Below are 17842 nucleotides of genomic sequence, written 5' to 3'. Positions count from 1 at the left end.
GGGGACTGTCCGAGGGCCCTGGCAGCATCGGCTTCGATCTCACGCCTAATGGCAAGATGAACACGGGAGTACAACATGAACCGCAGTGAGCTGGTGGCCGCTCTGTCCGAGCGCGCCGAGGTGACCCGAAAGGACGCCGACGCCGTTCTGGCCGCCCTCGCCGAGGTGACCGGAGAGATCGTCGCCAAGGGCGACGAGAAGGTCACCATCCCCGGCTTCCTGACCTTCGAGCGCACCCACCGTGCCGCTCGCACCGCGCGCAACCCGCAGACCGGTGAGCCGATCGAGATCCCGGCCGGCTACAGCGTGAAGGTCTCGGCGGGCTCCAAGCTCAAGGAAGCCGCCAAGGGCAAGTAAGACCCCATACGAAGGGGCGGCCACCCAATCGGAGGGTGGCCGCCCTTTCGGCGTTCCTGCGGCCCCTGAAGCCGCTTCCCGGCCCCTCAGGCGGTCTCTTCGGCGCCAGGCAGCTCGACCTTGGCGCCCAGCTCGACGAGCTTGCTCATGCTGCGTCTACCCGGGGGTTAACCCCCGGACCCCCAGCCGGGGCCCGGGGCGGGGCTCAGGCGGTCTCTTCCGCGCCCGGGAGCTCGACCTTGGCACCCAGCTCGACGAGCTTGCTCATGCTGCGTCTACCCGGGGGTTAACCCCCGGACCCCCAGCCGGGGCCCGCGGCGGGGCTCAGGCGGTCTCTTCCGCGCCCGGGAGCTCCACCTTGGCACCCAGCTCGACGAGCTTGCTCATGAAGTTCTCGTAGCCCCGGTTGATCAGGTCGATGCCGTGGACCCGGGACGTGCCCTGGGCGGCCAGGGCCGCGATGAGGTACGAGAAGCCGCCGCGCAGGTCGGGGATGACCAGGTCGGCGCCCTGGAGCCGGGTCGGGCCCGACACGACCGCCGAGTGCAGGAAGTTCCGCTGACCGAAGCGGCAGGCGGAGCCGCCCAGGCACTCGCGGTAGAGCTGGATGTGCGCGCCCATCTGGTTGAGCGCGGAGGTGAAGCCCAGGCGCGACTCGTACACCGTCTCGTGGACGATGGACAGCCCGGAGGCCTGGGTCAGGGCCACGACCAGGGGCTGCTGCCAGTCGGTCTGGAAGCCGGGGTGGACGTCCGTCTCCAGGGCGATGGCGTTGAGCTTGCCGCCCGGGTGCCAGAACCGTATGCCCTCGTCGTCGATGTCGAACGCGCCGCCGACCTTGCGATACGTGTTCAGGAAGGTCATCATCTCGCGCTGGCTGGCGCCGCGCACATAGATGCTGCCCTCGGTCGCGAGCGCCGCGCTCGCCCAGGAGGCGGCCTCCAGGCGGTCCGGCAGGGCGCGGTGGTTGTAGCCGCCGAGCTTGTCGACGCCGGTGATCCGGATCGTGCGGTCGGTGTCCATGGAGATGATCGCGCCCATTTTCTGAAGGACGCAGATCAGGTCTTCGATCTCCGGCTCGACGGCCGCGTTGGAGAGCTCCGTCACCCCTTCGGCGAGCACCGCCGTCAGCAGCACCTGCTCGGTGGAGCCGACCGACGGGTACGGCAGGCGGATCTTGGCGCCGCGCAGCCGCTGCGGGGCCTCCAGGTACTGGCCGTCCGCCCGCTTCTCGATCGTGGCGCCGAACTGGCGCAGCACGTCGAAGTGGAAGTCGATCGGCCGGCCGCCGATGTCACAGCCGCCCAGGCCCGGGATGAAGGCGTGGCCGAGGCGGTGCAGCAGCGGGCCGCAGAAGAGGATGGGGATGCGCGAGGAGCCCGCGTGCGCGTCGATGTCGGCGACGTTCGCGCTCTCCACGTGGGTGGGGTCCAGCACCAGCTCGCCGGCCTCGTCACCCGGGCGTACCGTGACGCCGTGCAGCTGGAGCAGCCCGCGCACCACCCGCACGTCGCGGATGTCGGGGACGTTGCGCAGCCGGCTCGGCCCACTGCCGAGCAGCGCGGCGACCATGGCCTTGGGCACGAGGTTCTTCGCGCCGCGGACACGGATCTCGCCTTCGAGCGGGGTGCCGCCGTGGACGAGCAGGACATCGTTCGAGCGGGTCATCTGGTCTCGCGTTCCTGGGACGGTCAGGGCCAAAAGGCAAGAGTAATAGCCGAGGAGAGCGCCTCCGCATGCCCGAGGCGCCCACGGAACCGACATGAATGTGTCACAACACGTTCGGTTCAGATCAGAAAACGGACGGTTACGTGCGCCGTTCTTGCTGTCGTACGCCCCGACCTGCACTCACTCGGGACTCGTCTTCCACTCCCCCTCCGGGGCAAACATGCGGGATCATGTGTCCATGACCGAGGTGTCCTCGCTCACAGGACGGCTGCTAGTCGCGACACCGGCGCTGGCGGACCCGAACTTCGACCGCGCGGTGGTGCTCCTCCTCGACCACGACGAGGAGGGGTCGCTGGGCGTCGTGCTCAACCGCCCGACCCCGGTGGGGGTCGGCGACATCCTGGAGTCCTGGGCCGCGCTGGCCGGGGAGCCGGGGGTGGTGTTCCAGGGCGGCCCGGTGTCGCTGGACTCCGCGCTGGGGGTCGCCGTGGTCCCCGGCGAGGCCGGGAGAGCCGCCTCCTCGGTGACCGAGGACGGGCCGCTCGGCTGGCGCCGGGTGCACGGCGCGATCGGGCTCGTCGACCTGGAGGCGCCGCCCGAGCTGCTGGCCGCCGCCGTCGGCTCGCTGCGGATCTTCGCGGGCTACGCCGGGTGGGGGCCCGGGCAGCTGGAGGACGAGCTGTCCGACGGCGCGTGGTACGTCGTGGAGTCCGAGCCGGGCGATGTCTCCTCGCCCGCCCCGGAGCGGCTGTGGCGGGCGGTGCTGCGCCGCCAGCGCAGCGAACTGGCGATGGTCGCCACCTATCCCGACGACCCCTCGCTCAACTAGGCGCGGTGCGTGCCGGGTGGCGGCGACACCGGTCGATGCCGCGGGAGGCGCTGATCCGTCGTTCGCTCCGCGCGTGAGTACCCTAGGGCTGTATGAGCACTCTTGAGCCCGAGCGCGGGGCAGGCACGGGGACCCTCGTAGAGCCGACACCTCAGGTGTCGCACGGTGACGGCGACCACGAGCGCTACGCCCATTACGTACAGAAGGACAAGATCATGGAGAGCGCGCTCTCCGGATCTCCGGTGGTGGCACTCTGCGGCAAGGTCTGGGTCCCGGGCCGCGACCCGAAGAAGTACCCGGTCTGTCCCATGTGCAAGGAGATCTTCGACGGCATGGGCGCCGGTGGCGACAAGGGCAAGGACGGCGACAAGAAGTAGCCCACCGGCCCTGCGCCCCGGCGCCACCCGCCGGAGCCCCCCGCGCGCGACACGCCCGGCCCGCGCCCCCTCATCCGGGGGCCGCGGGCCGGGCGTGCCGTGCCGTGTGGGTCCATATGTTTTCTGTGTCCGCATGGAGCGCGGTCATATTTGGCATATGCCGCGCACCTCACGGAGTACCGCCTCGGCGGCGCGGACCGCGCCGCTAGGGTCGCCCCATGAGCGGGCGCGGGGAGAGCGGTGCCGAGCGGGCGGCCTACCTGGTCTTCGGCGCACGAGAGATCGACGAACCAGGCGAGCCCGAGACGGAAGCGGCGGGCGGGTACCGCCAGTTCGAGAAGGACTGGGACGCCCAGCTTGACCGGTGCGCGCGGCTGGCCGCCGAGCGCGGCTACCGGCCGGCGGGCAGCTGTGTCGTCTCGGCCGCGCAGCCCACCCTGCCCAGGCTGCTGGAGTGGGCGGACGAGCCGGGCTGTAAGATCGTGCTGGTCGCCGGGCGCGGGGTGCTGGAGCGGATACGGAGCTGCTGGCCGGACTGGGGGCAGGTGGTGGTCCGACTGGCGGCGGCGGGAGCCCGGGTGGAGGCCGTGCCGGATCCCGAACCGGATGGCCCGGGCGGGCAGTTGCCGGGCGGCTGAGCGCGGGGTCGTGCGGGCAGCGGAACGTTACAAAAGGCGTAAAAGGTCGCGAACATCCGCGAAAGGACGCGTCTCGCCCATGAACTCGACGGACCTGATCCCGGCGCCCCACAGCGCGTACGAGCCGCTGTCCGACGCCCGATACCCCCTGGACCACCGGACCCTGCTGGACGCCGGCCCCGGCACCGAGGGCGCCGCGCGCTGGCTGAGGGCCACCGTCGGCGCCGCGACCGGACTGCCGCTCGCGCCCGGGGAGGCCGACGACAACCGCGTCGTGCTGCGCATCGACCCCGGGATCGGGCACCGGCTCGGCCCCGAGGGCTATCGCATCGCCGTCGACGGCCATGCGATCAGGGTCGACGGCGGCGGCCCGGCCGGCGTCTTCTGGGCCGCGCAGACCCTCCGCCAACTGCTCGGCCCCGACGCCTTCCGGCGGGCACCGATCGCGGCCCGGGCGGAGTGGACGGTGCCCTGCGGGGTGATCGAGGACGCCCCGCGCTTCGGCTGGCGCGGCCTGATGCTGGACGTGGCGCGGCACTTCATGCCCAAGGGCGATCTCCTCGCGTACCTCGACCTCATGGCCGCGCACAAGCTCAATGTGCTGCATCTGCACCTGACCGACGACCAGGGCTGGCGCCTGGAGATCCGCCGCTACCCCAGGCTCACCGAGGTCGGCTCCTGGCGCGAGCGCACCAAATTCGGGCACCGCGACTCACCGCTGTGGGACGAGCGCCCGCACGGCGGCCACTACACCCAGGACGACATCCGCGAGATCGTCGCGTACGCCGCCGAGCGGCACATCACCGTCGTCCCGGAGATCGACATCCCCGGGCACTCGCAGGCCGCCATCGCCGCGTACCCGGAGCTGGGCAACGCCGACGCCGTCGACACCGCCTCCCTCGGCGTCTGGACGACCTGGGGCGTCAATCCGAACGTACTCTCACCCGCCGACACCACGCTGCGCTTCTACGAGAACGTCCTCGAGGAGGTCCTGGAGCTCTTCCCGGGCCCCTTCGTCCACATCGGCGGCGACGAGTGCCCCAAGGAGCAGTGGCGAGCCTCCCCGGCCGCCCAGGCCCGGATCCGGGAGCTGGGCCTGGCCGACGAGGACGAGCTCCAGAGCTGGTTCGTGGGCCACTTCGGCCACTGGCTCGCCGAGCGCGGCCGCCGCCTGATCGGCTGGGACGAGATCCTGGAGGGGACCGTCCTGGAGGCCGACCCGCCGGAAGGCGTGACGGCCGCGACACAGGAGGCCGTCGGCGCGACCGGCCTGGCAGAGGGTGCCGTCGTGTCCTCCTGGCGCGGCTACGCGGGCGGCATCGCGGCCGCCCGCGCCGGCCACGACGTCGTCATGTGTCCCAAGCAGCAGGTCTACTTCGACTACCGCCAGGCGCCCGGCGACGACGAGCCGGTCCCCATCGGCTACGTGCGCACCCTGGAGGATGTCTACCGCTTCGAGCCGGTTCCCCCCGAGCTCACCGGCGCGGAGGCGGAGCGCGTGCTCGGCGCCCAGGCGAATGTCTGGACGGAGGTGCTGGAGGACCGGCGGCGCGTCGACTATCAGACATTCCCCCGCCTCGCCGCCTTCGCCGAAGCCGTGTGGTCGCCTCTCCCGCCCCCGCTCGAACGGGACTTCGCGGGCTTCCAGGCGCGCATGACGGCCCACTACGCGCGCCTGGACGCGCTCGGCGTGGACTACCGGCCCCCCGGCGGCCCGCTCCCCTGGCAGCGGCGCCCCGGTGTATCCGGACGTCCGATCGACGGGTCGCCCCCGATCGTGTGAGGCGCGCCGGAAGGTACGCCCCCCGGCGGCGCGCCCCTGGGACCGTGGTCCCCCGGCGCAACCCCAAGTCGCACAAGGGTCCCTGAAACGTGGCAATCCACACCTGGCGGAGACGTCGCCCGAAACCCGTACCATCCCCCTGGTCGGGGACGGATCCATGCTTCACGGACCCTCGCGACGGCGGACTCGGAAGATGTGCCAGAGTTGCCACGTCCGGGCTGTCAGCACGTACCGTACGGCGCAACAGCCGGGACACCGGGGAAGGGGCAGCTGGGTTGACCACGCACGCACCGCAGGCGGCGCACACGGTGACGTTGCCGAGCACGCTCGACGAGGCCGTGGCGGCGCTGGCCGCCATGCCCGCCGCCGTGCCCGTCGCGGGCGGAACCGATCTGATGGCCGCCGTCAACTCCGGGCTGCTGCGGCCGGCCGCGCTCGTCGGCCTCGGCCGGATCAGCGAGATCCGCGGCTGGCGCTACCTGGACGGGCACGCCCTGCTGGGCGCCGGACTGTCCCACGCGCGCATGGGCCGCCCCGACTTCGCCGCGCTCATCCCGGCGCTGGCCGCCGCGGCGCGCGCCGCCGGGCCGCCGCAGATCCGCAACGCCGGCACCCTCGGCGGCAACATCGTCACCGCCGCCCCCACGGGCGACGCGCTGCCGGTGCTCGCCGCGCTGGAGGCCACGGTCATCATCGCCGGGCCCGAGGGGGCGCGCCGCGAGATCCCGGTCAGCCATCTGCTGGCCGGGGTCGAGATGCTGCGGCCGGGCGAACTCGTCGGGTTCGTGCGGGTGCCGATCCTGCACGCCCCCCAGGCGTTCCTCAAGGCCACCGGGCGCACCGGCCCGGGCCGGGCCACGGCCTCGTGCGCCGTTGTGCTGGACCCGGCGCGGCGGGGGGTGCGCTGCGCGGTCGGCGCGGTCGCGCCCATGCCGCTGCGGCCGCTGGAGGCCGAGCGCTGGGTGGCCTCGCTGATCGACTGGGACGGCGACCGGGGGCGTCTCGACCCGCAGGTGAGCGCGGCTTTCGGGGAGTACGTCGCCGCCGCCTGCATTCCCGACCCGGCTCCAACGGCGGACGGCTCCGAGCCGGTGCCCCTGCCGCCCGCCGCCATCCATCTGAGGCGTACGGTGGCAGCTCTGGCCCGCCGAGCATTGGGGAGGGCACTCGCGTGAGTGACGAACAGCAGCCGCACCGGCCGGAACCGGGGAGCGGGTGGCAGCCGATGCCGCACGGCCCCGAGTACGACGCGGAGGCCACCGCGTTCGTGCAGCTGCCGCCCGACCACTCGCACCACGACCCGGCCGCCCTCGCGGGCGGCGGGTGGGACCCGCTCGCGGCCCCCGGCACCGGCTACACCCCGCCGCCCATGACGGGCGCGCCCGGCGCGCCCTCGCAGGGCGGCCAGTGGCAGCCGACGGCCCACGCGCCCGGAGCGCCCGCCGACCAGTCGGGGACCGGGCACTGGACCATGCCGGTGGATGCCGGCGCCGATGCCTCAGGACAGTGGGCGCAGCCCGGCGCGGGCGGGAACGGCGACTCGGGCGAGTACGCCTACGGGGAACACCAGAACCCGCACGCCCAGCACTCCCCGCACGATCAGTGGCAGCCGCAGCAGCCGGGCCGGACCGGCCAGTGGACGATCCCGTTCGCCGCCGACGACGGCGTCGACGAGACCGGCGTGTACCCGGTGAACGACCAGGCGGCCGCGGCCCAGTGGCCCGTGCCCGAGGCCGCGGCCAACGGCCAGTGGACGATCCCGGCCGCGGCCGACGACGGCGTCGACGAGACCGGCGAATACCGGGTCGACGAGCACCCCGGCCCGGCGACGCGCCCGTACGGCGGGCCGGACACCGCGCAGTGGACGACGCCCTTCGCGGACGGCGCGCCCGGGCAGCACCCGCAGCAGCCGGGCCGGACCGGTCAGTGGCCGGTTCCGGCGGCCGGTGACAACGGAGCCGGGGGCGCCGACGATTCGGGCGAGTACGCGCTCGGCGACCACGCCGTCCGCAGCGGCCCCGCGCCCGCGGCCCCGCCGGCGAGCCGCGGCCCCGCCCGGCGACGGCTGAGGCTGCCCGGCGGCGCCGATGTGCCCATCGGACACCCCGGCGCACCCACCCCGGCGGGGGGCACCGAGGTGCCCGAGGTGGACGACTGGCCCGAGGAGTTGACGCACGGCGCCCAGAGCGCCGCCTCCGCGGCCGGACACACGGCCCAGGCGACCCCGCCGCACGGCGTGGCGCCCGTCGGCGGCCGCGGCGGATTCGCAGACGACGCTTACGACGGCTACGACGGTTACGGCGCCCAGGACGGCCCGGTGGGCGGTGGCGCGGTCGGCGTCGACGACCACACCGGCCCGGGGACCCCGCCGCACGGCGTGGCGCCCGTGGGCGGCCGTGGCGGATTCGCAGACGACGCTTACGAGGCTTACGACGGTTACGACGCCGAGGACCACGCGGGCCGGGCGACCCCGCCGCACGGCGTAGCGGCCGCCGCCCCCGAGGCCCCCCAGGCCCCCGTGGCGGACGAGGCCCCCCATGCCCCGGCGGAGCCCGACCCCGGACAGGACGCCGAATCGGCCGAGTTGGCGCCGGACGGCCACGGCGCGCCCCTGGCCGAGGAGACGGCCCCAGAGGTCGCCGAGCCGGACACACCGGAAGCGCAGGCCACGGCGGACACCCTGGACGCACCGGAAGCTCTGGAGGCACCGAACCAGGCCGCACCCGAGGCCGCCGACGCCGCCGAGACCCTCCAGACCGACAGCGAGCACCCCAGCGCCTCCTACGTCCTGCACGTCAACGGCGCCGACCGCCCCGTCACCGACGCCTGGATCGGGGAGTCCCTGCTCTACGTGCTGCGCGAGCGCCTGGGCCTGGCCGGGGCCAAGGACGGCTGCTCGCAGGGCGAGTGCGGCGCCTGCTCCGTCCAGGTCGACGGTCGGCTGGTGGCCTCGTGCCTGGTGCCCGCCGCGACCGCCGCGGGCTGTGAGGTCCGTACGGTCGAGGGCCTGGCCGTGGACGGGCAGCCCTCGGACGTGCAGCGCGCGCTGGCCGCCTGCGGGGCGGTGCAGTGCGGGTTCTGCGTACCCGGGATGGCCATGACCGTGCACGACCTGCTGGAGGGCAACCACTCCCCGACCGACCTCCAGACCCGGCAGGCGATCAGCGGCAACCTGTGCCGCTGCTCCGGCTACCGCGGGGTGGTCGACGCGGTCCGCGAGGTCGTCGAGGCCCGGGAGGCGGCGGCCGCGGCCGCCGCGGAGGAGGACGAGGCGGCGGACGGCGGGCAGGAAGCCGCCGCCCGCATCCCGCACCAGGCGGGCCCGCCGGGGATGAACGGCACCGGCGACGGCGGCTTCGACGGCAGCGGCAGCGGCACGGGCAGTGGGAGGGCTACGGCATGACTGGAATCGCGGACGGCACCGGCGCCGCCACCGCAACCCCCGCCGCCGGAGTCCCCCTCACGCCCAAGGAGCCGCCGGTCATCGGCCTCGGGGTGTCGCTGGAGCCCGTCGACGCGGCGGCCAAGACCTCCGGCACCTTCCCGTACGCCGCCGACCTGTGGGCCGAGGGGCTGCTGTGGGCCGCCGTGCTGCGCTCCCCGCATCCGCACGCCCGCATCGTCTCCATCGACACCGCGCCCGCCGCCCAGATGCCGGGCGTCCGGGCCGTGGTGACCCACGCCGACGTGCCGGGCGACGCCGCGCACGGCCGCCGCGTCGCCGACCGCCCCGTCTTCGCCAAGGACCTGGTCCGCCACCACGGCGAGCCGATCGCCGCGGTCGCCGCCGACCACCCCGACACCGCCCGGCTGGCCGCCGCCGCCATCGCCGTCGAGTACGAGGTGCTGGAGCCGGTCACCGACCCCGAGCAGGCGTTCGCCGCCGAGCCGCTGCACCCCGACGGCAATCTGGTCCGCCACATCCCGCTGCGCTTCGGCGACCCCGACGTCGTCGGCGAGGTCATCGCCGAGGGCCTGTACCGGATCGGCCGTCAGGACCCGGCGCCCATCGGCGCCGAGGCGGGCCTGGCCGTGCCGCGCCCCGACGGCGGCGTGGAGATCTACACCGCCTCCACCGACCCGCACGCCGACCGCGACCTGGCCGCCGCCTGTTTCGGCCTGGAGCCGGAGCGGGTCAAGGTCGTGGTCACCGGCGTGCCGGGCGCCATGGGCGAGCGCGAGGACCCCGGCATGCAGCTGCCGCTCGGCCTGCTCGCGCTGCGCACCGGCCACCCGGTCAAGCTCGCCGCGACCCGCGAGGAGTCCTTCCTCGGCCACGCCCACCGCCACCCCACCCTGCTGCGCTACCGTCACCACGCCGATGCCGAGGGCAAGTTGGTGAAGGTCGAGGCGCAGATCCTGCTGGACGCGGGCGCGTACGCGGACTCCTCCGGGGACGCGCTGGCCGCCGCCGTCTCCTTCGCCTGCGGCCCGTACGTCGTGCCGCACGCGTTCATCGAGGGCTGGGCGGTGCGCACCAACAACCCGCCGTCCGGCCATGTGCGCGGCGAGGGCGCCATGCAGGTGTGCGCCGCGTACGAGGGCCAGATGGACAAGCTGGCGGCGAAGCTGGGCCTCGACCCGGCCGAGATCCGGCTGCGCAACGCCATGGCCACCGGCGATCTGCTGCCCACCGGCCAGACCGTCACCTGCCCGGCCCCGGTCGCCGAACTGCTGCGCGCCGTACGGGACACCCCGCTGCCCCCGCTCCCCAAGGACGACCCCGAGGAGGAGTGGCTGCTGCCCGGCGGCCCCGAGGGCGCGGGCGAGCCGGGCGCGGTGCGGCGCGGCGTCGGCTACGCCCTGGGCATGGTGCACATGCTCGGCGCCGAGGGCGCCGACGAGGTTTCCACCGCCACGGTCAAGGTCACCGGCTCGGTGGCCACCGTCATCTGCGCGGCCGTCGAGACCGGCCAGGGCTTCACCACCCTGGCCCGACAGATCGTCCAGGAGGTCCTCGGCATCGAGGAGGTGCACGTCGCCCCGGTCGACACCGACCAGCCCCCGGCCGGGCCCGCGGCGCGCGGCCGCCACACCTGGGTGTCGGGCGGCGCGGTCGAGCGGGCCGCGAAGATGGTCCGCACCCAGCTGCTCCAGCCGCTCGCGCACAAGTTCGGCATGTCGACGGAGCTGCTGACCATCGCCGACGGCAAGATCACCTCGTACGACGGGGTGCTCAGCACCACCGTCGACGAGGCCCTGGAGGGCAAGGAGCTCTGGGCCACCGCCCAGTGCCGCCCGCACCCCACCGAGCCGCTGGACGAGACCGGCCAGGGCGACGCCTTCGTCGGCCTCGCCTTCTGCGCGATCCGCGCCGTGGTCGACGTCGACATCGAGATCGGCGCGGTGCGCGTGGTGGACATGACGGTCGCCCAGGACGTGGGCCGGGTGCTCAACCCCCGCCAGCTGGCGGCCCGGATCGAGGCGGGCGTCGCCCAGGGCATCGGCGCGGCCCTCACCGAGAACCTCCGCACCTCCCGCGGCGTGATCCGCCACCCCGACCTCACCGGCTACACCCTGCCGACCGCCGTGGACGTCCCCGACATCCACATCGTCAAACTCGTCGAGGAGCGGGACGTGGTCGCCCCCTTCGGCGCCAAGGCCGCCAGCGCGGTGCCCGTCGTCACCACCCCGGCGGCGGTGGCCTCGGCCGTCCGCTCGGCGACCGCCCGCCCGGTCAACAGGCTGCCGATCCGGCCCCAGGCGGCGGTCGTCAACACGACCTGATCACCAGGGGGGTGGGCTGTTGAGCGCGCGCATCCTGGTCGCCGAGGACGACGAGAAACAGGCGCGGCTGATCCGGATCTATCTGGAGCGGGAGGGGAACGCCGTTCAGACGGTCCACGACGGCCGCTCGGCGATCGACCGCGCCAGGACCACCCGCCCCGACCTCATCGTGCTCGATGTGATGATGCCGCAGGTCGACGGCCTGGACGTGTGCCGCATCCTGCGCACCGAGTCCCAGGTGCCGATCCTGCTGCTGACCGCGCGCGCCACGGAGGAGGACATGCTCCTCGGGCTCGACCTCGGCGCCGACGACTACATGACCAAGCCCTACAGCCCCCGCGAGCTGACCGCCCGCGTCCGGGCCCTGCTGCGGCGGTCCAGGGCCGCCACGGGGGAGCCGGCGGTCATCCGGGCCGGCGCGCTGGAGATCGACACCGCGCGCTACGAGGTGCGGCTCGCGGGCGAGGTGATCGCGCTGACCGGTAAGGAGTTCGCCATCCTCGCCCTGCTGGCGGGCGAGCCGGGGCGCGCCTTCACCCGGGCGCAGATCGTCGACCGGGTCTTCGGCTTCGAGCAGAACGTACTGGAGCGCACCGTGGACGCGCATGTGATGAACCTGCGCCGCAAGCTGGAGCGCGGGCCCGGAGCGCCCCGCATGGTGGAGACCGTCTACGGGCGCGGCTACCGGCTGGCGGACCAGGGCCCGGTCCCTGAGCCGGACCCGGGCCCCGTGCGGTGAGCTTCCGGCTGCGGGCGCTCGCCCTCGTCATGCTGCTCGTGATCGCAGCCACCGCGGCCACCGCCTGGCTGACGCTGCGCCAGGCCACCCGGCAGGCGAACGAGACGGCCGCCGCGGACCGGGCCGACATCAACCGGGTCACCGGCGAGCTGCGCCAGTACGGACTGCGGCACGGCACCTGGGACGGCGTCGCGTCCGCCGTGCGCGAGCTGGCCACCGACACCGGGCAGCGCATCCGGGTCACCGGCACGACCGGCTCCGGTGCCCCGCTGGCCGACTCGGACATCCTGACGGGCCATGAGCCCCGCAAGACCGGCCCGGGTGCCCCGCTCCTGGTGGACCCGCGCCCCGAACTGCGGCTGCCCGACGGGCTGGTCCCGCTGGCGGCGGCCAAGCTCACCGTGACCGCGATCGCCAACTACCGCTCCGGGACGGCGTACGCGGCATGTCTGACCCGCGACGGCTTCGAGGTGACGGTCGGGCGGGACGATTACGGCGTGCCCACGTACTCGGCCGGCCGGAAGACGGGAGGCGGCGGCACCCCGGCGTCGCGCGGGTCCTGCCCGCGGCCGAAACCGTCAGCGGCCCAGTACGCCCGGTACGACACGGCCGCGCGGCCCTGCCTGTCCGCCACGGGCGAGGGCATCACCCCGTGCCTCCAGCGGGTCTTCGCCGAGCAGATCAGCGACGCCGCCCCGCCGCCGCTCCAAGTCCGCCTCGGCGCCCTCGACGAGCCGCCGTCCGCCCTCGCCGCCGCGCCCGCGGTCACGGCGGCCGTGGCCGTCGCCGTGGCGGCCATCCTCGGCGCGCTGCTGCTCAGCCGGACGGTGCTCCGCCCCGTCAGCGCCCTGACCGCGGCCTCCCGCGGCCTCGGCGAGGGCGACCTGGCCCGGCGGGTGCCCGTGACCGGCCGGGACGAGATCGCCGAACTCGGCCGGTCCTTCAACCGCATGGCCGAGTCACTTCAGGCCAGCGAGGAGCGCCAGCGCAGGCTCGTCGGCGACGTCGCGCACGAACTGCGCACCCCGCTGGCCAATCTGCGCGGCTATATGGAGGCGCTGCGCGACGGCGTCGTCGACCCGGAACCCGAGCTGCTGGACTCGCTCCACGAGGAGGTCCTGCTCCAGCAGCGGATCGTCGACGACCTCCAGGATCTGGCGCTCGCCGAGGCCGGCGCCCTCACCTACCACCGCGAGTACATCTCCTTGAGCGAACTGCTGGACACCTGCCGCACCGCCCACCGGGCCCGGGCCGAGCGCGCCGGGGTCGCCCTCACCGTCGAGACGCCGCCCGGCGACCCGGTGTACGCGCACGCCGACGCGGACCGGCTGCGGCAGGCCGTCGGCAACCTGGTGAGCAACGCCGTACGGGCCACCGCGCCCGGCGGCACCGTCCGGCTGTCCCTGGCGCGCCGTGACGCGCGGGCCGTGGTGCGGGTGGGCGACACCGGGCACGGCATCCCCGCCGAGCAGCTGCCGCACGTCTTCGACCGCTTCTGGCGGGCCGACGCCGCGCGGGGGAGGGCCACCGGCGGCAGCGGGCTCGGGCTGTCCATCGTCCGCCAGATCGTGCAGGACCATCAGGGGACGGTCGGCGTGGAGAGCGAGGTCGGCGCCGGCACGACGTTCACCCTCGAGCTCCCCACGGCCGCCGCCCACTAGTTTGCGGTGAGTTTGCGGTGAGTATGGGACAGTGACACGCCGTAGCGTCGGCGTGTCACTGTCCCATACTCACCGCAACCCAGGCTTCGGGCGCTCCACTCAGGACCCGGCGAGCGCCTGGGTCGGGGCCAGCCGCCCGGCCCGTATCGCCGGATACAGCCCGGCCAGCGCCCCGATGGCCAGCGTCACCCCGACCCCGGCCGCGGTGGCCCACAGCGGCACCTCGGTCGGCCAGCCCCGCACCCCCGCGTACACGGCCGTGATGCCCGTGCCCAGCACGGCCCCGGCCGCCCCGCCCAGCGCGCACAGCAGCAGCGACTCGGTGACGAACTGCCCCCGGATCTGCCCGCTGGTGGCGCCCAGCGCCCTGCGCAGCCCGATCTCCGGGCGACGCTCCAGCACGGAGATGACCATGGTGTTGCCCACCCCCACGCCCCCCACGAGCAGCGCGACCCCGCCGAGCCCCAGGAGCAGCCCGGTCAGCGCCGACTCGGCCGCCTCGCGCGCGGCCAGCGCGTCGGAGGGCCGCGAGACCACCACCTGGTCCGGGTGCTCGGGGTTCGCGGTCGCCGCGAGCACGTCGCGTACGGCCGTCACCCGGCTGTCCTCGGTGCGGACGTACACGGTCGACGGGTGGCCGTCGAACCCCAGATACCGCTGGGCAGCGGGCCAGCCGACCAGCGCCGCCTGGTCGATCTCGGGCGCCAGCGGCACCCGGTCCACCACGCCCACCACCGAGAACCAGGTGCCGCCCAGCCACACCCGGGTGCCCGGGGCCGCCACATCCAGCCGCCGGGCCGCCTTCCAACCGAGCACCACCCCGGGGTACTCGGCGGTGGCCGAGTCCAGCCACCTGCCCGTACGGACCTTCCCGCCCACCGCCCCCAGCAGCCGCGGCTCGGCCGCGAGCACCTCGATGCTGCCGGTGCGCCCGCTGGGGATGTACTCGTTCCGGTAGACCTTGGCGTCCTCGACGGCGCCCGTCGCCGCGACCTGTCGCACCGGTCCGATGCGCCTGATCATCGTCGTGGCCTCCTCGGGCAGCCGGGCGCTCCCGCCCTGCGCGCCCTGGCCGCCCTGACCGGGCACGACGCGCAGGAGGTTGGTGCCCAGCCGGTCGATCCTGCGGTCCACCTCGGCGCGCCCGGACATGGAGATCCCGACGACCGCGAGCATCGCGGCCACGCCGATCGCGATGCCGAGCGCGGACAGGAGCACGCGCAGCGGCCGGGTACGCAGCCCGGTGCCGCCCAGGCGGACGAAGTCCGCGGGCCGCAGCCGGGCCGGCCGTAGCGGTCGGGGCGGTCGGGGCGAGGCCGCCCGCCGCCGGCTCACGGCCGCCTCCCGGAGGAAGCCGCGTCGCCTGCGTCCGCAGCGGCTGACGGCGTTGCCGGGGGTGCCGCGCGCGCCGCGCGGGCAGTGCCCGCCGGACTCGCATCGCCCGCCACAGCGCCCACCGGGTGGGCCGCGCCTGCCGGGCCTGCCGCGCCCACAGCACCCGCCGGGCTCGCCGCGCCCACAGCACCCGCCGCACCGGCCGCACCCGCCAGGGGTGCCGCGCGCGCGGCGCGGGCAGTGCCCGCCGGGCTCGCCGCGCCTGCCGCAACCGTCCCGCGTGCCACACCCGCCCCGCCTGCCGCAACCGTCCCGCTGTCGGCGACGATGCGCCCGTCGCGGACCTCAACCCGCCGGTCCAGCGCCGCGGCCAGCTCCCGGTCGTGGGTGATCACCACCACCGTCGTACCGACCGCGTGCAGTTCCCGCAGCAGCTCCAGCACCGCCGCGCCCGAGGCCGAGTCGAGATTGCCGGTCGGCTCGTCGGCCAGCAGCAGCGCGGGTTCCCCGACCACCGCCCGGGCCACGGCGGCCCGTTGGCGTTCTCCGCCCGACAACTGGTGGGGCAGATGGCCGGAGCGGTGGCCAAGGCCCACCCGGGTCAGCGCCTCCGCGGCCCTGCGGCGGCGCTCCCGCAAGGACACGCCTGCGTAGAGCAGCCCGTCGGCCACCGTGTCCAGGACCGGCACCCCGACCGCCAGGTGGAACTGCTGGAACACAAAGCCGATCCGCTGCGCCCGCAGCGCGGAGAGCTCCCGGTCGGACAGCCGGGCCACGTCGTGGCCGTCGATCGCGACCCGCCCGGCGGTCGGCCGGTCGAGCGTGCCCATGAGGTGCAGCAGGCTCGACTTCCCGGAGCCGGACGGGCCGACGACGGCGACCAGTTCCCCGGAGTGGATCAGCAGATCCGCGTCACGGACCGCCGTGACCCCGCCCGGGTAGGTCCTGGTCACCCCCTCGAAGACGACGACGGGCCTCATCCGGGGATCCTCACCTTCATGCCCTCGCGCACGGCGGACCCGCTGACCTCGACCTTGCCGTTCGCGAACAGACCGGTCTCGACGGCGACGAAGCGCCCGCCCTTCTTGCCGCCGCTGCCGTCGCCGTCGGCGAGTTCGAGCCCGTGACCGCCCTCGGCGAGCGCCACCAGCGCGGCCACCGGCACGGTCAGGACGTTCTCGCGCTTGCGGCCGACATAGCGGACGGTCACCGGCGAACTGTCCAGCCGCCCCAGCGCCTTCTGGTCGGCGATGCGGATGAGCACGGGAACGGTGGCGCTCTTCGCCCCGCCCCCGCTGCCGCTCCCGGCCCCGCCTCCGTCGCCGCCCTCGGCCCCCGCGCCGCTCCCCGCGCCCTGCGACGCCGGGGAGGCGTCCTGGCCGACCTCGGCCACGCGCCCCTTGACCGCACGCCCGCCCGGCAGCTCGACGGTCACCTGACGGCCCCGCTCCGCCCAGCCGGTGTCCCCGGCCGACGCCTCGACGGTCACCACCCGGGAGGTGCTGGTGTAGCTCAGCACGTCCCCCGTGGCCTGGCCCCCCACCCGCCCGCTCGTGCGCGCGACCCGGATCGGGCCGGGTACGTACGCCACGTCCCCGATGCCCACCTTGCCGGTCCTGGGCCTGCCCAGGTCCTTCTGCCAGCGCTTGACCGCGTCGGCGGTCAGCTCCGAGTACGTGTCGTCCACGGTGAAGCCGGAGTAGCCGAGCGCGGCCAGGTTGGACTCGAACTGCCGGACGTCCAGCCCCCGGAGGGGCCGGTCCGCGTCCTCGCCGACCGCCAGCTCCCGGTACATCGGCAGATCCCCGTAGAGCAGTACGACGGGCCGCTCGTCCACCCGCAGCAGCGTCCCGCCGCGCGCCACGGTCTTCTCCGGCTTCGGTAGCCAGGTGATGGTCCCCTCCGCCCGCACCTGGAAGGGCACCTCGGCCCCGTGGTCCAGCGTCCCGTCGACCTCCGTCTCGTCGACGAGCGTGCCCCGCGTGACCCGCACCGTCCCGCCCTCGCGCCCGGAGTCCGGCCCGCCGGACCCCGGACCGTCCTCCCCGCCGCCGAGCCCCAGCGCGCCGACCACCGCCACGGCGGTGACCACCACGGCGCCGGCTCCCACGAGTACGGACCTGCGCCCGACGCCCATCAGCCCTTGCCCTTGCCGGGGTCGGCCGGGGCCCCGATGATCGGCGCACAGGTGCGGATGGCCCGCTTGGCGCCCGCCGAGGTCTGGTCCCACATCTTCTCGTCGAAGTAGCCCTCGTCGCCGGTGTCCGGGAAGTCCGGGGCCCCGTTCTCCTGCATGCAGGCCGAGTAGCGCTTCTTGGTCGCGATCTCCTTGGCGGACAGCTCCGGGCGCGTCTCCTTCTCCAGCTCCTCGGGCACCGGGAGCGAATACTTTGAGCACTTCTCCTGTGCCGCGCGAAACTTCGGGTCCGCCTTCAACTCCCGGACATCGCCGTACTCGATGCGCCCCTTCGCATCGGGGTCGGGGACGTCGAGCCCCTTGCCCCGCAGGCACTCGGCGTACTTGCGCTGCCCCTCGACGTACCGCGCGACCTCGCCGTCACCCGCCTTGGACCCGCCGGACGAGCGCTTGCCGCTCCGGGCCGAGGCCACCTCGTCCCCGTCCCCGCCGCCCCCACCGCACCCGGCCAGCCCCAGTGCCACCACCGACACCACCACGGCGGGCCACGCCCGGGCCGCGAACCGCCGACGCGCACATGCCTTCATGGAC

14 protein-coding genes and 1 pseudogene are annotated in these 17842 nt (G+C 74.6%); 10 read left to right on the top strand and 5 right to left on the bottom strand.

Features of this window, described 5'->3' with window-relative positions:
- The first annotated feature begins 75 nt into the window (after positions 1-75).
- Entirely contained in the window at positions 76-357 is a 282-nt protein-coding gene (locus ACZ4WQ_RS43950) for an HU family DNA-binding protein (RefSeq protein WP_014179130.1), read from the top strand.
- A 324-nt stretch (positions 358-681) separates the two neighbouring features.
- Here the strand turns inward: ACZ4WQ_RS43950 and murA are convergent, their stop codons facing one another.
- Positions 682-2025, bottom strand: coding sequence for a UDP-N-acetylglucosamine 1-carboxyvinyltransferase (gene murA, locus ACZ4WQ_RS43945; RefSeq protein WP_358848383.1), 1344 nt, complete (start codon positions 2023-2025; stop codon positions 682-684).
- Positions 2026-2263: 238 nt separating this feature from the next.
- On the opposite strand from murA, the gene ACZ4WQ_RS43940 reads away from it, so the two are divergent.
- The 9 genes from ACZ4WQ_RS43940 (at position 2264) to ACZ4WQ_RS43900 (ending at position 13779) form a co-directional block, all read left to right on the top strand.
- Entirely contained in the window at positions 2264-2854 is a 591-nt protein-coding gene (locus ACZ4WQ_RS43940) for a YqgE/AlgH family protein (protein WP_311727390.1), read from the top strand.
- Between the two features lie 92 nt (positions 2855-2946).
- Positions 2947-3231 carry a DUF3039 domain-containing protein gene (locus ACZ4WQ_RS43935; protein WP_311727389.1) on the top strand — a complete coding sequence of 95 codons (285 nt, stop codon included), beginning with the start codon at positions 2947-2949 and terminating at the stop codon, positions 3229-3231.
- 218 nt (positions 3232-3449) lie between these two features.
- Entirely contained in the window at positions 3450-3869 is a 420-nt protein-coding gene (locus ACZ4WQ_RS43930) for a hypothetical protein (protein ID WP_468022879.1), read from the top strand.
- Between the two features lie 79 nt (positions 3870-3948).
- Positions 3949-5652 (top strand): beta-N-acetylhexosaminidase, encoded by a 1704-nt coding sequence (locus tag ACZ4WQ_RS43925; protein WP_468022878.1) that lies wholly within the window; start codon positions 3949-3951, stop codon positions 5650-5652.
- Positions 5653-5927: 275 nt separating this feature from the next.
- Positions 5928-6827: an FAD binding domain-containing protein gene (locus ACZ4WQ_RS43920; RefSeq protein ID WP_311727386.1), complete on the top strand. Its 900-nt coding sequence runs from the start codon at positions 5928-5930 to the stop codon at positions 6825-6827.
- A complete protein-coding gene (locus ACZ4WQ_RS43915; RefSeq protein ID WP_468022877.1) occupies positions 6824-9055 on the top strand; it encodes a (2Fe-2S)-binding protein in 2232 nt (743 codons plus the stop codon). The genes ACZ4WQ_RS43920 and ACZ4WQ_RS43915 overlap by 4 nt, the downstream gene beginning before the upstream one ends.
- Positions 9052-11379, top strand: coding sequence for a xanthine dehydrogenase family protein molybdopterin-binding subunit (locus ACZ4WQ_RS43910; protein ID WP_311727383.1), 2328 nt, complete (start codon positions 9052-9054; stop codon positions 11377-11379). The genes ACZ4WQ_RS43915 and ACZ4WQ_RS43910 overlap by 4 nt, the downstream gene beginning before the upstream one ends.
- A gap of 19 nt (positions 11380-11398) precedes the next feature.
- Entirely contained in the window at positions 11399-12118 is a 720-nt protein-coding gene (locus ACZ4WQ_RS43905) for a response regulator transcription factor (RefSeq protein WP_311727382.1), read from the top strand.
- Positions 12115-13779: a sensor histidine kinase gene (locus ACZ4WQ_RS43900; protein WP_468022876.1), complete on the top strand. Its 1665-nt coding sequence runs from the start codon at positions 12115-12117 to the stop codon at positions 13777-13779. The genes ACZ4WQ_RS43905 and ACZ4WQ_RS43900 overlap by 4 nt, the downstream gene beginning before the upstream one ends.
- Before the next feature lie 99 nt (positions 13780-13878).
- Here the strand turns inward: ACZ4WQ_RS43900 and ACZ4WQ_RS43895 are convergent, their stop codons facing one another.
- The 4 genes and pseudogenes from ACZ4WQ_RS43895 to ACZ4WQ_RS43880 form a co-directional block, all read right to left on the bottom strand.
- Positions 13879-15114 (bottom strand): ABC transporter permease, encoded by a 1236-nt coding sequence (locus tag ACZ4WQ_RS43895; protein WP_385340275.1) that lies wholly within the window; start codon positions 15112-15114, stop codon positions 13879-13881.
- A gap of 278 nt (positions 15115-15392) precedes the next feature.
- Positions 15393-16094: pseudogene (locus ACZ4WQ_RS43890) on the bottom strand (ABC transporter ATP-binding protein); the annotation flags it as partial.
- Positions 16091-17224, bottom strand: a complete 1134-nt coding sequence (locus ACZ4WQ_RS43885) for a peptidoglycan-binding protein (RefSeq protein WP_468022875.1) — start codon at positions 17222-17224, stop codon at positions 16091-16093. The gene ACZ4WQ_RS43885 and the pseudogene ACZ4WQ_RS43890, both read right to left, overlap by 4 nt.
- 26 nt (positions 17225-17250) lie before the next feature.
- On the bottom strand, positions 17251-17838 hold the full coding sequence (locus tag ACZ4WQ_RS43880) for a hypothetical protein (protein ID WP_468022874.1): 588 nt from the start codon (positions 17836-17838) through the stop codon (positions 17251-17253).
- Between the last annotated feature and the right edge of the window lie 4 nt (positions 17839-17842).

The organism is Streptomyces sp. NPDC028305 (assembly GCF_055569495.1).
The sequence above is the reverse complement of the archived record's forward strand: the minus strand, read 5'-3'. Positions and strand labels throughout refer to the sequence as shown.

Excerpts from the sequence above, each read along its gene's own strand:
- ACZ4WQ_RS43880 (WP_468022874.1), bottom strand. The coding sequence starts at position 17,838 with ATGAAGGCATGTGCGCGTCGGCGGTTCGCGGCCCGGGCGTGGCCCGCC.
- murA (WP_358848383.1), bottom strand. The coding sequence starts at position 2,025 with ATGACCCGCTCGAACGATGTCCTGCTCGTCCACGGCGGCACCCCGCTC.
- ACZ4WQ_RS43940 (WP_311727390.1), top strand. The coding sequence starts at position 2,264 with ATGACCGAGGTGTCCTCGCTCACAGGACGGCTGCTAGTCGCGACACCG.
- ACZ4WQ_RS43950 (WP_014179130.1), top strand. The coding sequence starts at position 76 with ATGAACCGCAGTGAGCTGGTGGCCGCTCTGTCCGAGCGCGCCGAGGTG.
- ACZ4WQ_RS43925 (WP_468022878.1), top strand. The coding sequence starts at position 3,949 with ATGAACTCGACGGACCTGATCCCGGCGCCCCACAGCGCGTACGAGCCG.
- ACZ4WQ_RS43935 (WP_311727389.1), top strand. The coding sequence starts at position 2,947 with ATGAGCACTCTTGAGCCCGAGCGCGGGGCAGGCACGGGGACCCTCGTA.
- ACZ4WQ_RS43910 (WP_311727383.1), top strand. The coding sequence starts at position 9,052 with ATGACTGGAATCGCGGACGGCACCGGCGCCGCCACCGCAACCCCCGCC.
- ACZ4WQ_RS43930 (WP_468022879.1), top strand. The coding sequence starts at position 3,450 with ATGAGCGGGCGCGGGGAGAGCGGTGCCGAGCGGGCGGCCTACCTGGTC.